The 13125-nt window shown below is 70.4% G+C and carries 10 protein-coding genes; 4 read left to right on the plus strand and 6 right to left on the minus strand.

The window, feature by feature from the left end; all coding sequences use genetic code 11:
• Window positions 1–46: 46 nt before the first annotated feature.
• The 3 genes from cobD to GDI_RS00175 all read left to right on the plus strand — a co-directional run bounded on the left by cobD (window position 47) and on the right by GDI_RS00175 (window position 3170).
• Window positions 47–1063 (plus strand): threonine-phosphate decarboxylase CobD, encoded by a 1017-nt coding sequence (cobD, locus tag GDI_RS00165; RefSeq protein ID WP_012222283.1) that lies wholly within the window; start codon window positions 47–49, stop codon window positions 1061–1063.
• Window positions 1048–1599, plus strand: a complete 552-nt coding sequence (locus tag GDI_RS00170; protein ID WP_231854170.1) for a histidine phosphatase family protein — start codon at window positions 1048–1050, stop codon at window positions 1597–1599. The genes cobD and GDI_RS00170 overlap by 16 nt, the downstream gene beginning before the upstream one ends.
• 278 nt (window positions 1600–1877) lie before the next feature.
• The gene (locus GDI_RS00175; RefSeq protein ID WP_012222285.1) at window positions 1878–3170 is read left to right on the plus strand and encodes an MFS transporter; all 1293 of its coding nucleotides are present in this window, start codon (window positions 1878–1880) and stop codon (window positions 3168–3170) included.
• Between the two features lie 20 nt (window positions 3171–3190).
• On the opposite strand, the gene GDI_RS00180 is transcribed toward GDI_RS00175, so the two are convergent.
• Window positions 3191–5158, minus strand: a complete 1968-nt coding sequence (locus GDI_RS00180; protein WP_041249210.1) for an FUSC family protein — start codon at window positions 5156–5158, stop codon at window positions 3191–3193.
• Window positions 5159–5318: 160 nt separating this feature from the next.
• On the opposite strand from GDI_RS00180, the gene GDI_RS00185 reads away from it, so the two are divergent.
• The gene (locus tag GDI_RS00185) at window positions 5319–6293 is read left to right on the plus strand and encodes an alpha/beta hydrolase (RefSeq protein ID WP_144880369.1); all 975 of its coding nucleotides are present in this window, start codon (window positions 5319–5321) and stop codon (window positions 6291–6293) included.
• Between the two features lie 48 nt (window positions 6294–6341).
• On the opposite strand, the gene GDI_RS00190 is transcribed toward GDI_RS00185, so the two are convergent.
• From GDI_RS00190 to rnr, 5 genes are all read right to left on the minus strand, one after another.
• Window positions 6342–7247: a LysR family transcriptional regulator gene (locus GDI_RS00190; protein ID WP_012222288.1), complete on the minus strand. Its 906-nt coding sequence runs from the start codon at window positions 7245–7247 to the stop codon at window positions 6342–6344.
• A gap of 28 nt (window positions 7248–7275) precedes the next feature.
• Window positions 7276–8418 carry an OmpA family protein gene (locus GDI_RS00195; RefSeq protein WP_012222289.1) on the minus strand — a complete coding sequence of 381 codons (1143 nt, stop codon included), beginning with the start codon at window positions 8416–8418 and terminating at the stop codon, window positions 7276–7278.
• Between the two features lie 212 nt (window positions 8419–8630).
• Window positions 8631–8969 carry a DUF1491 family protein gene (locus GDI_RS00200; protein ID WP_012222290.1) on the minus strand — a complete coding sequence of 113 codons (339 nt, stop codon included), beginning with the start codon at window positions 8967–8969 and terminating at the stop codon, window positions 8631–8633.
• 18 nt (window positions 8970–8987) lie between these two features.
• Window positions 8988–10778, minus strand: a complete 1791-nt coding sequence (locus GDI_RS00205) for a S41 family peptidase (protein ID WP_012222291.1) — start codon at window positions 10776–10778, stop codon at window positions 8988–8990.
• Window positions 10778–13123: a ribonuclease R gene (gene rnr / locus GDI_RS00210; RefSeq protein ID WP_012222292.1), complete on the minus strand. Its 2346-nt coding sequence runs from the start codon at window positions 13121–13123 to the stop codon at window positions 10778–10780. The genes GDI_RS00205 and rnr overlap by 1 nt, the downstream gene beginning before the upstream one ends.
• Window positions 13124–13125 lie beyond the last annotated feature (2 nt).

The raw sequence follows: 13125 nt of genomic DNA on the forward strand, positions 1-13125 counted from the left end.
CGCAGAAACCATTCGAATATGACAGCCTAGCGTGCCGGCCACGTTCATGGACCCCATGCCCGCCCATGGCGGTCAGGTCCGCGCGGTCATGCGGGCATTCCCCGATGCCCCGGCGCCGTTCGTCGACCTTTCGACGGGGATCAGTCCCTATGCCTATCCGTTCGCGATGCCCGATGGCGCGGCACTGACGCGCCTGCCGGAACGGGATGATGAGGACAGGCTGCGCCGGGTGGCCGCCGAAGCCTATGGCGTGGCCGATCCCGATTGCGTTGCGGCCGGCCCGGGCACGCAGATGCTGATCGCCCTGCTGCCGTTCCTGCTGGGACCGCGCGCGGTAACGATCCTGGGCCCCACCTATGGCGGCCATGCCGACGCGTGGCGCGGGGCCGGCGCGCGGATTCATGAGGTCACAGGGATGCAGGACCTGGAAGACGCGGCGGCGGTGCCGGGCGGCGTGTGCGTCGTGTGCAATCCGAACAATCCCGACGGCCGCGTGTGCGATGCCGCGTGGCTCGCGGCCCTGGCGGACCGGTGCGCATCGTACAGCGGGATCCTGATCGTCGACGAGGCCTTTGCGGATTTCGAATCCTGCAGCATCGCGCCCCTGTTGCCGCATCCGGGCCTGATCGTATTGCGTTCGTTCGGCAAGAGTTACGGACTTCCCGGCGTGCGGCTGGGATTCGCGCTGGCCGCGCCCGCCTTGGCCGGGCGCCTGCGCGACATCATGGGGGCATGGGCGGTCGGCACGCTGGCGCTGGCGGCGGGGTGCCAGGCGCTGGCGGATCGTCCATGGCGCGACGCCACGCGCGGGCGGGTGCGCGCGGATGCGGCGCGGCTGGCGCGCTGCCTTGCACGGGAGGATATCGAGGTGGCAGGTCAATCGATCCTGTTTGTCCTGGCGCGGGCGGCACAGGCGCCGTCCCTGTGGCGGTTCCTCTGCCAGCGCGGGCTGGTGGCGCGCGCCTTCCCCGAACGGCCGTCATGGTTGCGCCTGGGGCTGCCGCGCCGGCCGGACGAATGGACTCGCCTGGAACAGGCCCTGTCCGCATGGCGGCCGGCATGATACGCATGACCTGCCTGGCCCTGCCGCCGCCGGCGGCCCTGCGGCGCGGCATCCTGCCCCGGCCGTCGGACCCCTGCGACATGGCGCTCGCCGGATCGCTGTCATGGCCCGAACACGTGCCGATCATCACCAGCGGGGCGGACCATCCCGCCGTACAGGCCTGGAGCGGCCGGGCCGTCCAGCCGGATGACGCCCTGCGCGACTGCGATTGCGGATACTGGGCGGGAAAGGCGCTGCACGACCTGCCGGCGGACCAGGTCGTGCAGTGGCTGGGCGATCCGGCCTTCGCGCCGCCGGGCGGCGAGAGCCGGGCGGCCATGTTCGGACGGGTGACGCGATGGATGGCGAAGGTATCGCACACCCATGATCATCTGGTGGTGGCCGTGCGCCCGGCCGTCGTGCGGGCGATGGTGCTGGTGGCGCTGGGCGGCACGCCGGCGATGGAATCCCGTCTCGATATCGTGCCGGCGACGCGCACGATGCTGGTCGCGCGCGACCATTGGCGGGTACAGTCCGTCAACGTGCTGCCAGGGTAAGGCGGGGTTCGGGGCCGGCGCAGGCGGCCGATGATCCGCCGGTCGATTCCCGCATGTGGACATTCCAGAAAAATCGTGTGGAAGACACGGCGCTTTGCGTGCCGGCACCGGCACCTTGCAACGGCCCGCCATTCCGGGCCTGATCCTGAGTCCCGAATGCGAATATGTGATGCGTCCGGGAGAGACATCGGTGATTCCCGGTGCGATTCTGGGCGGCATCAGGCTATTGCCACCCTTGGCGGTGAAACGAAGGATGTACCAGCAAGATGGAGACAGGCATGAACGGTGACGCCACGGCCACGATCGGGCCGGGCGGGGCATCGCGGGCGTCCGGGCTGGGCCCGGCCCGCGACCCGGCCTTCGACCGGGCGACGGCGCTGCATGTGGTCGCGGCCTCGCTGCTGGCATGGCTGCTGGATGCCTGTGACTTCTTCATCGTCCTGTTCACGCTTGACGACGTCGCGCACAGCTTCCAGGTCTCGCTGCAAAGCATCCTGCTCGCACCGACGCTGACGCTGCTGACGCGCCCGATCGGCGCCTTCCTGTGCGGGCATGCCGCGGACCGGTATGGCCGCAAGCCGGTGATGATCGCCACCATCGTCGTCTATTCCGTGATCGAGATCCTGTCCGCCTTCGCGCCGACGGTGACCGTCTTCCTGTTCCTGCGCGCCCTGTTCGGCGTGGCGCTGGGCGGCGAGTGGGGGGTGGGCACGTCCCTGCTCATGGAAAGCATTCCGCGGTCATGGCGCGGTACCGCGTCGGGCATCCTGCAGGCCGGCTATCCTGCCGGCTATCTGCTGGCATCGCTGCTCTTCCTGCTGCTGCCTGTCGTGGGCTGGCGCGGACTGTTCATCCTCGGCGGCGGCGCGCTGGTGGCCGCGCTGTATATCTGGGTGCGGGTGCCGGAAAGCCCCGAATGGCTGCAGCGCCATCGCCAGCAGGGCACCGACGCCGTGCGCGCGCCCGGATTGTGGTCCATCGTCAGGAACAATGCGGCGCTCTGCCTGTTCGCGGTGACGCTGATGGCCGCGTTCAACTTCATGAGCCACGGGTCCCAGGACCTGTATCCGAAAGTGTTCCTGGGGCTGGAGCGCGGGCTGCCGCACCCCACGATCACGCTGATCGTGGTGCTGTATAACATCGCCGCCATCGCCGGCGGCCTGTTCTTCGGCGTGCTGTCGCAGAAGATCGGCCGGCAGTACAGCATCGCCCTGGCGGGTATCCTGACTCTGCCGTTCCTGCCGCTGTGGGCGCTGTCCCATTCCGCCTTCTGGCTGGCGGCCGGTGCCGTCTGCATCCAGTTCTGCGTCCAGGGCGCGTGGGGCGTGGTGCCCGCCTACCTGAGCGAGCTTTCGCCCCCGTCGGTCCGGGCCACCTTTCCGGGGCTGGCCTATCAGTGCGGCAACCTGATCGCCGCCGGCAACGCCCTGCTGCAAACCTGGATCGCGGCGTTCCTGGGAACGGGCCTGGCGCCGGCGCTGATGCTGACGGTCGGCGGCGCCGCGACCGTCGTGGTGACCCTGATCCTGCTCAACGCTACATGGTACGCGCGATCCAGGCCGATCGGGTAGAAGGCGACCGGCCTGCCGGTTCAGCCGCTGATCCGGATAAGATGCAGGCAGGATATGATCCTGCGCATCTCGGTCCTCTCGTCCTCGTCGCGTGTCTCCCGTTGCCTGTCATCCATCCAGGCCTGGACGGCCTGGAGTCCGGGATGGCCCTTTTTCCATTGGTCCAGGAATGACCAGAGGGCTGTCCTGACATCGCCGGGCAGGTGGTCCTGCCGGGCGATGGTGCGCAGTTCGATCACGCAGGTGCCGACCGTCATGGCGCGAAGCTGGGCCTGCATGTACTGCGCGAGCATGTCGGGCGGCACGGCGGAGGCGTTGCGCAGGATACGGACCAGGCTGCTGGCAGTGGTCGCCAGCCATTGATGGCCGGACAGGCGGGCATGCCGGCCGGCCACGCCGCGCAGGCGCCGCTCGGTCCACGCTGCGGTGCGCCGCATATGGGAATCGACCCGGAACGGCACGATGACGCGATAGGTCAGGACCGCGAACAGGATGCTGAGCAGGAAGGCGCATGTGGTGTTGAGGAACGAGACCTCGTCATAGCGTGCCTGGTTCATCGGGCCGATCAGCACCGGCAGGAACATGTTGAACGAAAACGCGTAGCCCGCCGTCCGGGCGTTCCGGGCCGCCAGGCCGCCGATCGTCATGGGCACCAGCAGCGCCAGCACCAGGACTTCCGGCGCGGTGATGGCCGGGATGACCAGGAACACGAACAGCATGGCGACAAGCGCGCAGTACAGGCCGCCCGTCATGAACGGCATGCCGGCCAGGATCGGGTTTTCCCGCGTGGCCAGCAGGCCATAGACCAGGGCCACGAACGAGACGAAGGCGGGACCGTGCTGCCAGGCCGTGACCTCCCAGATCAGCCAGGCGCCGATGATCGCACAACCGGCGCGGACGCCGTTTTCCACGGCCTCGACCGCATGACGGCGCGAGACGGTGCGGAACCGGAAACGATCGCCCCGCACGGGCCGGTCGCTGGCCACGATTTCCGCCATGACGTGATCCGTATCGTCCAGCAGCGCCGTGAACAGGCGCGGCAGGATCGAATCCTCTGCCGTGTCCATGGCGGCGGGCCGGTCCTGCCATGCGTGCCGCAGGGGTGGGGTGCGGGCCGCGTCCGATCCGTCCAGCCGGCTGTCCCGCAGGATGTGGCCCACCGCGCGCGCCTCGTCCCGGGCGGTGCGGTCGGCGTGCGGCCCGGCGGCCAGCAGGGACAGGCCCCGCGCGCGGGCCAGCATGACCAGCATTCCCGCCAGGGCTGCCCGGGCGTGGTCGCCGGTTCGGCTGCCGGGTTCCAGTTCGATTTCAGCGAATTCGATCTGGCTGTTGAATGCGACCAGGTCCATCAGGACCTTGCCCAGCGCATCGGGCCGGATGTCGCCCTCCAGCAGGCCGGCGGCGGCGGCGCGCGTCTCGCCGAACGTGGTGGCCAGGCGCAGATGCAGCGTCCGGCGGGCCTGCGCCAGCAGTGACGGCATGAATATGACGGCCAGCGTGGCCTCGCAGATCACGCCCAGCAGGATATAGCTGGTGCGGGCCATGCTGATTTCGAATACGTGGTCGGGCTCCAGGATGGCGCCCGTGGCGACGATGGCGGAGGTAAAGCCGGTCAGGATCAGGCCATAGGCGCGGTAATTGTCCAGCAGGGTCGCCACGGCGCAGCACAGGCCGATCCAAACGGCCAGGCTGCAGAAGAACAGGCCCGGCGCCTGCGGAAACGCGGCGACCAGCGCCATGGCGGCCACCGAGCCGACCAGGGTGCCCACGACCCGCCAGCGGGCCTTGGACAGGCTTTCGCCCCGGGACGACTGTGCCACCACCCATACGGTCAGCGGCGCCCATTGCGGGCTGTCCAATTCCATCCACATGGCGATCAGCAGCGACAGGATGGCCGCCAGGGCGGTGCGCAGCGCGAAGGCGAAATCTTCCTTCGACGGCGCATACAGCCATGACAGCCGTTGCGCGATATGCGGCGCCACAGGCATTCCTGGCTGAACGGCGGCGGCGCGGCGGGCGGCGGGTCTCATCAGGGTGGCGACGTTGGGTGCGCCCGCCCGTCAGGTCCAATCGTTTGTTGTGATCACGTGATAAAGGCTGCTTATGATGGCGCCGGGCACACCGGCCGCAGTGGGGAAGCGAGGGGTGATGGACAGGCGTACTTTCGTGGCGGCCACCGCGGCGCTGGCCGGGGGCGCGTTTCCCGGATGCGCGCGGACGCAACCCTTCCGGCCCCGCCACCGCGGGGCCGGTCATGATGACGACCGGCCGGCCCCGCCGTCGGGCCTTGCGATCTGGCCCGGGCCGCCGCCGGGTGGGGGCGGCCCGACCGGGCGGGAACATGTCTCGGCCTCCGGTGCCGTCACGCGGGTCGCCATTCCTCGGTTGACCGTGCTGCGCCCCGCCCGTCCCAACGGCGCCGCCATGCTGATCGCCGCCGGTGGCGGCTACAGGCGGATCGAGGTGCAGAAGGAAGCCATGCCGGCCGCCGGATGGCTGGCCTCGATCGGTGTGACGGCCTTCGTCCTGACCTATCGCCTGCCCCCCGAGGACTGGGCGGCCGGCAGCCTGGCCCCGTTCCAGGATGCCGGGCGCGCCATCCGGACGATGCGTGGTCAGGCCGGTCATCTCGGTATCGATCCCCGCAGGATCGGCGTACTGGGCTTTTCATCCGGCGGTCATCTGCTGGGAATGCAGACGGCCTGTGCCGAACGGCTCGACTACGCGCCCATCGACGCCCTGGACCGGGAATCCGGCCGCCCGGATCTGACGATGCTGGTCTACCCGATCGTGACGCTGGAGCCGCCATATCAGCACACATCCAGCCGGCGCGTGCTGATCGGCGATCATCCGACCCCAGTGGAGAGCGCGCGCTGGTCGGTACAGACCCATGTCCATTCCGGGCTGGCGCCCTTCTTTCTGGCGCAGGCGGCGGACGACCCGGTCTCGAACCCGCAGAACACGGCGATCTTGCAGGCGGCCTGCGAAAGCGCGGGCGTGCGGGTGGAGCGGCACCTGTTTCCCACCGGGGGGCACGGTTTCGGCCTGGGCGCACCCGGGACGCAGACCGTTGAATGGCCGGCGATGGCCGAAAGCTGGATGCGGCGGGAACGGTTCGTCTGATCGCGGGGGCGTGCGTCATTCCCGGACCGGGCGACAGGCGGCGTGTGTTCAGACGGCCGCGAAGACGTCGCCGGCCTGCAGGCGGCCGCAGACGTCCCATATGCGCGACAGGACGGGCGACATGACCGGCTGGCGCAGCTTCACGATGCCGACCTGCGGCGCGACGCAGGGCATGATCGGGATGGTGCGCAGGCCGGCATCCCCCACCGTTTCCGGCAGGGCCGCCACCGGCAGGATGCTGCACAGCCGCCCCGCCCGCAGTTCGGAATGCAGGACGCTGATCGAATCCGTTTCCAGTATGATGCTCGGCCTGACCCCGGCCTCAAGGAAGCCGGCATCGACGATCTGTCGGCTGCGCATGGTGCGGCTGAACAGGCACAGCGGCAGGTCCGCGGCATCGGCCCAGCCGCAGGACGGTCCGGCCGGCATCCGGGCCGACGCGCTCCCCGCCAGCACATATTGCTCGGTATAAAGCGGTAGCGTATCGAACGGGCCGTCCGCCGGGATCTGGTCCAGGTACATGACCCCCAGATGCAGGTGCTGTTCGCGCAGCCGGTGCGCGATGTCGGCGGCGGTGCCGGACAGGACTTCCAGGTGCAGGCCCGGAATGGCGTCGCGGAAGATTTCCAGCAGCAGCGGAACGGTCTGCAGGGCCGGCGACATGACGCCGATCGACAGGGAACCGCCGCAGACATCCCGCGCGAAGGCGGCTTCCTGCCGCAGCCCGTCCAGCGCGGCCAGGGTCTGCTTCGCCCAGACCAGCACGCGCCGTCCTTCGTCGGTCAGCCCGTGGAAGCGGCGATTGCGGTGGATGATCGCAACGCCCAGCTCGTTTTCCAACTGCCGGATGCCGGCGGAAAGGGCCGGCTGCGAAACGCCGCAGCTTTCGGCGGCGCGGGAAAAGTGCCGGAACTGGTCGAGGGCGATCAGATAGGTCAGTTGACGCAGGAACATGAAGGCGGTGCGGGCCCTCCTGCCCCGGTCAGTGCAGGATGATCTCGACCCGCCGGTTCTGCGGTTCGCGGGTGTTGGGGCCGGTTGCCACCAGCGGGTGGGTCTCGCCGAAGCCGTGGACGTCGATCGCCGTGCCGGGCACGCCGTCGCGGATCAACTCGGCCTGGACCGCCTGCGCGCGGCGGACCGACAGCGCCATGTTGTAGCGCGCGCCCCGTGGGCCGGGATGGGCGGCGGAATTGTCGGTATAGCCGTCGACCTCGATCCGCGTCGTCTGGGTGCGGGTCGATGCCTGCGCCGCCGTCGCCACGATGGCGCGCGCGCGATCGGTCAGCACGGCCTGGTCCCAGTCGAAGAACACCAGATAGGTGCGGCTCTGCGTCGGGGCGGGGGCGGCCGGCTCGGGGGCCGGCGGGGGCGGGGGCGGGGCCGGATTGAATTCGTAGCGCAGGCCCAGCATCAGCGAATGGTTGAAGTCCGTCATCGTGTCGCGGTTGCCGGCCGCGGGGCCGTAGGCACGGGTGGTGTCGTACCCGCCGACCGTGCCGATCGACCGCGCGCCATGCGATTGCGGGCCCAGCATGGTCCAGAACCGGTATTCCGCCGTCGCCGACAGCCCGACGACCCACGGCACCGGGAAAGCCAGGCCGAAAATGCCCTGATAGGCGAAGTTGCCGAAGGTACCGCCGATCTGCTGGCTGAAATTGGGCGCGGTCACGCTGGCGTTCATCGCCTGCCAGGCATAGCCGACACCGGCGCCGAAATAGGGGAACAGCCAGCTCTTGCCGATATCCAGGTCGAACAGCGCATTGGCCATGACGCCATAGGTCTGCTGCCGCCCGCCGACATGGCTGGACGGAACGCCGGCCGACCCGAAATTCTTCAGCCCGTTATTGCGGTAGTCGCCCTCGACCTCCACGCGGAAGCCGTTGCCCAGCCCCCAGCCGATGCTGCCGATGCCGGTCGCGCCGGTATGGTAGCTGTCGCGTCCGTCGGGGAAATTGGGCGAGGACCGGACGCGCTGGTCCTGGTTGAAGCTGGCCCCACCCTCGCCGGCGACATACAGGCCCTGCACCGGCTGGGCATGGGCCGGGGCAACGGACAGGACAGAGCCGAAGGCGAGCGTCGCCGCCAGGAAAGACCCCGCAAGCAATCCGTGCCGCACTGTCATATGTCTCTTCTCCCTTCGCCGGACATTATCGGTACGCTGTCCGGTCGAGTGAACGCGTCCTTCGGCAGGCCTTTCAGTCATTGCCTTCTTTTGCCGAAAGATGGGCTTATGGCAATCCATAGGTGCCATGCATACCACCGAATGCGGCATGCCTGTGACAGGGCCGGTCCGGCTGTGTGGCATTTGACACACAATTCGGGGGGTGGCGGCGGTCAGATCAGCACGGCCTCGAAAGGCGGCATCAGGTCCGGCGCGTCGAATTCCAGCACCCACAGATCGGGGTCGCGGTTCACCTGCCGGGCGACGTAGGCGTCGGCGGCCTGCTGGTCGACCGGATCGGCCCCCGTGCCGCGGATCCAGGCCGGACGCCCGTCCGGCGCGCGGGTCTGGCCCAGCACCGACAGGCGGCCGTCGCGGCCCAGCAGCATCGCCAGCACGCCCCCGGCATCGGCATCGCCGCGCCGCAGGACCATGGCGGGATGGCCGTCCTGGTTCGCCTGCCGGATCACGGCGGCGGCCCACAGCCCCGTGCGCAGCCGGGCCTCGGTCATGCTCCGGCGTCCGGCGGGTTATTCAGCCTGCGGCGCATAGGGGCTCTCCTCGGGGATGGCGGACAGGGCGGCGCGGTATTCGGCGGGATTGTCGATCAGCGACCGCGCGGCATCCAGGTCGGAATCGGTGCCGATCGCCGCCGGGCAGGCGCGGCGCAGGTCCAGGATGCGCGACACCGGCACGGGATAGCGCGTGGCGCGCGTCGCCTGGACGGCGTCGCGCATGTCCACCTGGCCGGCCGCCAGGTCCTGCAACTGCCGTTCCAGGTCGCTTTCGCCCCGGCTGGTGCAGACCTGCGGCATGACGCCCAGCCCCTGCAGCGGCCAGCCCAGCGGCGCCAGGACGCGGCTCCAGGTCACGAACAACTCACCACCGTCGGGCATCTGGCCGATCGTCTGCACCAGTCCCTTGCCCAGCGTGGCGCTGCCCACCACCACGGCGCGCCGGTGGTCGGCCAGCGAGGCGGCCAGGATCTCGGCCGCGCTGGCGGTCCGCCCGTCCACCAGCACCACGATCGGCACGCCCCCGGTCATGTCGCCGCCCTGCACCGCCCAGACATGGTTGGCTTCCGGGTCCCGGCCGTGGGTGATCGCCGCCACGCCCTGGTCCAGCACCAGCGCGCTGGCCGTCACCGCCTGCTGCAGCACCCCGCCGCGATTGCCGCGCAGGTCCAGTACCAGCCCGCGCAGGTGCTGGTCGTCGGATGCCTGGTCCAGGTACTGGCTCATTTCCTGCGCGGTGTCGGCCGAAAACGCGGTGACGCGGATCACCACCATATGTTCCGCGGCATAGGCGAAGACCGTCTCCGGCGGGACCGAGGCCCGGCGCAGCGTCACGGTGCGCCGGGCGCGCCCGTCGCCAACCGTCACCGTCACCGTGCTGCCGGGCGCACCCAGCAGCCACTGGGCGACCGTTCCGGGCGTCTGGTCACGGGTCGAACGGCCATTGACCGCGTACAGCCGCTGGCCCGTCGCCAGACCCGCCGGCCAGGCCGGCCCGTTGGCATTGACCCCGGTGATCAGGATCGAGCGCGCGTCGCGGCCCAATGTCAGCCCGGTCCCGGCCTCGCCGCCGGTGCGCGTGTCGCGGTCGGTCGTGGCCGGGCTGGGCGCGACGTAACGCGAATACGGGTCCATGTGGTTGAACAGTTCGTCGAAGAAGCTTTGCATCAGACCGTCCGCGCCGGCGCCGCGCACCGTGCCCGACCGGGCCCAGGCCGCCTGCATCAACCGCACGGTCAGGTCCGTCCATCCCGCCTGGTCGGAATCGGGGGGGGCGGGCAGGCGCAGCACGATTTCCTGCCCCAGCGAAAGCTGGATGATCCCGTTCTGGTTCGCCCCTTTCTGTTCGGGCCCCCTCTGCTCGACGACGGTCAGGGACGGGTCGATCGCGCTCAGCCCGTTCAGGCCCCACAGGCAGAAATCGCGCGGCGTGTGGCTCTCCAGCGTTCGGGGCAGCAGGAAGGTCAGGGCCGCGTTCACGACCGATATCGTCATGTCCGCGTCCAACTGGCCCGCCTGGGGCACCGGGTCCGCCTGGACCAGAATCTGGCTCGTATCCTGGCTCCTCGTATCCTGTCCGGGGGTCGGCGCGGGCCGGGGGGGCGGGGGTGGCGCGGGCGTGCCGGCGGCGCGCGCCGCCACGGGGGCCAGGACGGGCGTCATCAGGTGGATGACGATCAGCATGATGGCGATCGTGCGCGTCGGCAGGATCACGGACGTGACCCGTCGCCCGGCCCCACGGAGCGGGGCGGGGATCCAGCCCGCCGAAACGGGGCCCGCCGGAACGGGAACGGATGGCGCGCGCATCAGCGTGGGCGCGTGCCACGCGCGCGGCGCGCCGGGCCGGACGCCGCCGCTGGATTCGCGCCCACCAGGGCGAACAGCAGCCCGCCGGTCACCGGTGTCGCCTCGACCAGCCGTACCGTGACCGGCTGGCCCAGCCGCAAGGCCAGTCCACCGTGGCGGCCACGCAGGGTTTGGGTCTTTTCGTCATGCGTCCAGACATCGTCGGGCAGGGTCGATACCGGTACCAGACCGGTGGCGCCGGTCTGCGTCAATGTCACGAACGCGCCGAACCGGGTTACGCCCGACACATGGCCGGAAAATTCCGCCCCGACCCGGTCCGCCAGCCATGCGGCGACATAGCGTTCCGTCGTCTCGCGCTCGGCCAGCGCGGCGCGGCGCTCGGCGGTGCTGACCTGCTCGCCGATCTCGTCCAGGCATGCGGCGTCGGCGGCCGGCATGCCGTCGGCCGGCTGCGTGCCCATCCCGATCAGGGCGCGATGCACCAGCAGGTCGGCATAGCGGCGGATCGGGCTGGTGAAATGGGCATAGGCCGGCAGCGCCAGGCCGAAATGGCCGATATTGTCGGGGCTGTATTCGGCCTGGCTCTGCGCCCGCAGGATCGTCTCGCTGACCAGGGTTCCGCTGACGGGCGTGCCGCTGGCGGGGCCGGATGCCTCGCCCTGCGCGGCGCGCGCCAGCACCGCGCCCAGGTCGCGCGCGCGCAACGCCCCGGGCGGCGGCAGGTCGAACCCCATGGCCGACAGGCTGTCGCGCATCGCCTCGGCCCGTTCGGGCGAAGGCGGCGCGTGGATACGATACAGGCAGGGCCGGCGCCTTCGTTCCAGTTCCTCGGCGGCGGCAACATTGGCCAGCACCATGAATTCCTCGATCAGGCGATGGCTGTCGTGACGGGGGCGGGGTTCGATGGCGGTGATCCGCCCGGACGTGTCGAGTCGCACCACGCGCTCCGGCACATCGAGATCCAGCGTGCCACGCCGCGCGCGCGCCGTCGACAGTGCGCGCCACGCCGTAAACAATGTGTTGATCAGCCCGTCCGGCAGGCCGGTTTCCTGCTGGCTCTCCTCCACGTTTCCGACGATCGCCTGGGCCTGGTCGTAGGTCAGGCGCGCGGCGCTGCGCATGATGCCGCGGCCGAAGCGGTGGCGGGTCTTGTTCCCCGCCGCGTCGATGAAGATCTCGGCGAACAGGCAGCCCCGATCCTCGCCCGGGCGCAGCGAGCACCATCCGTTCGACAGCGCCTCGGGCAGCATCGGCACCACCCGGTCGGGGAAATAGACCGAATTGCCCCGCCGCCGCGCCTCGCGGTCCAGGGCCGATCCGGGGCGGACGTAATGCGCCACGTCCGCAATGGCGACGATCAGGCGGAATCCGTCGCCGTCCGGTTCGGCATAGACCGCGTCGTCGAAATCCCGGGCATCCTCCCCGTCGATGGTGATCAGCGGTACGTCGCGCAGATCCTCGCGACCCTCGGGCGACACGCCGCGCGCCCGTTCCGCTTCGGACAGCGCCTCGGCGGGGAACTGGTCGGGAATCGAATGGGTGTGGATCGCCAGCAGGCTGACCGACCGCGCATCGCCCATCGGGCCCAGCCGGGCCACGATCCGCGCGGGTTTCAGGCCGGACCCCGCCAGCGGCAGCGGCTCGGCCACGACGACCTCCTCGGCTTCGGCGCCCATCGTCTCGCCCGCCGGGATGATCCATTCCGCCTTCGCCCGGCGGTCGGCCGGAACCAGGCGCCCGGCCTCGGCGTGCCGGCGGGGCGGGGCTAGCGGCCCAGGGCCGTCATACAGGGTCGTCGGGCGGAACACGCCCACGATGCGGCCCGGCGCATCGGTCAGGCGGCGCAGGGTGCGGCCTTCGTACCGGCCGGGGCCGAGTCGCTTCAGCCGCGCCACCACCCGCTCGCCGGGCGCCAGCGCGGGGCGGCCCTTCTGCTCGGGATGCATGAAGACGACCGGCGCCGGGCCGTCGCCATCCCACACCACGGGGCGGGCGATCGGGTCGCCGTCCGGGTCGGTGCCCGTCACCTGCACCAACGCGGCCTCGGGCATGGCGGCGGACGCGCGGAAGCGCCTGGCGCCGGCCGGGACCAGCGTGCCCTCCAGCGCCAGTTCGCGCAGCATGGCGCGCAGCGCCGCCTTGTGTTCGGGACCCAGGTTGAAGGCGCGTGCGATCTCGCGCTTGCCGACACGGCCGCTGGCCTCGGTGACGAACCGGCGCAGCGCCTCGCGGTCCGGCAGGCCCCCGCCCGGCTGCGGCGGGGCCGGGGGGCGCGGATCGGTCGGCGGAACGTCGGGCGACGGGCAGGCGGTCGGCTGAGGGTCGGACGGGTTCCGTCCCCCCATCG

Origin of the sequence: Gluconacetobacter diazotrophicus PA1 5, from assembly GCF_000067045.1 — a bacterium.
Taxonomy (GTDB): domain Bacteria; phylum Pseudomonadota; class Alphaproteobacteria; order Acetobacterales; family Acetobacteraceae; genus Gluconacetobacter; species Gluconacetobacter diazotrophicus.

What these genes read in the sequence shown, in the direction of transcription:
- cobD (WP_012222283.1), top strand. Translation starts at nt 47, where the DNA reads ATGGACCCCATGCCCGCCCATGGCGGTCAGGTCCGCGCGGTCATGCGG.
- GDI_RS00170 (WP_231854170.1), top strand. Translation starts at nt 1,048, where the DNA reads ATGGCGGCCGGCATGATACGCATGACCTGCCTGGCCCTGCCGCCGCCG.
- GDI_RS00175 (WP_012222285.1), top strand. Translation starts at nt 1,878, where the DNA reads ATGAACGGTGACGCCACGGCCACGATCGGGCCGGGCGGGGCATCGCGG.
- GDI_RS00180 (WP_041249210.1), bottom strand. Translation starts at nt 5,158, where the DNA reads ATGCCTGTGGCGCCGCATATCGCGCAACGGCTGTCATGGCTGTATGCG.
- GDI_RS00185 (WP_144880369.1), top strand. Translation starts at nt 5,319, where the DNA reads ATGGACAGGCGTACTTTCGTGGCGGCCACCGCGGCGCTGGCCGGGGGC.
- GDI_RS00190 (WP_012222288.1), bottom strand. Translation starts at nt 7,247, where the DNA reads ATGTTCCTGCGTCAACTGACCTATCTGATCGCCCTCGACCAGTTCCGG.
- GDI_RS00195 (WP_012222289.1), bottom strand. Translation starts at nt 8,418, where the DNA reads ATGACAGTGCGGCACGGATTGCTTGCGGGGTCTTTCCTGGCGGCGACG.
- GDI_RS00200 (WP_012222290.1), bottom strand. Translation starts at nt 8,969, where the DNA reads ATGACCGAGGCCCGGCTGCGCACGGGGCTGTGGGCCGCCGCCGTGATC.
- GDI_RS00205 (WP_012222291.1), bottom strand. Translation starts at nt 10,778, where the DNA reads ATGCGCGCGCCATCCGTTCCCGTTCCGGCGGGCCCCGTTTCGGCGGGC.
- rnr (WP_012222292.1), bottom strand. Translation starts at nt 13,123, where the DNA reads ATGGGGGGACGGAACCCGTCCGACCCTCAGCCGACCGCCTGCCCGTCG.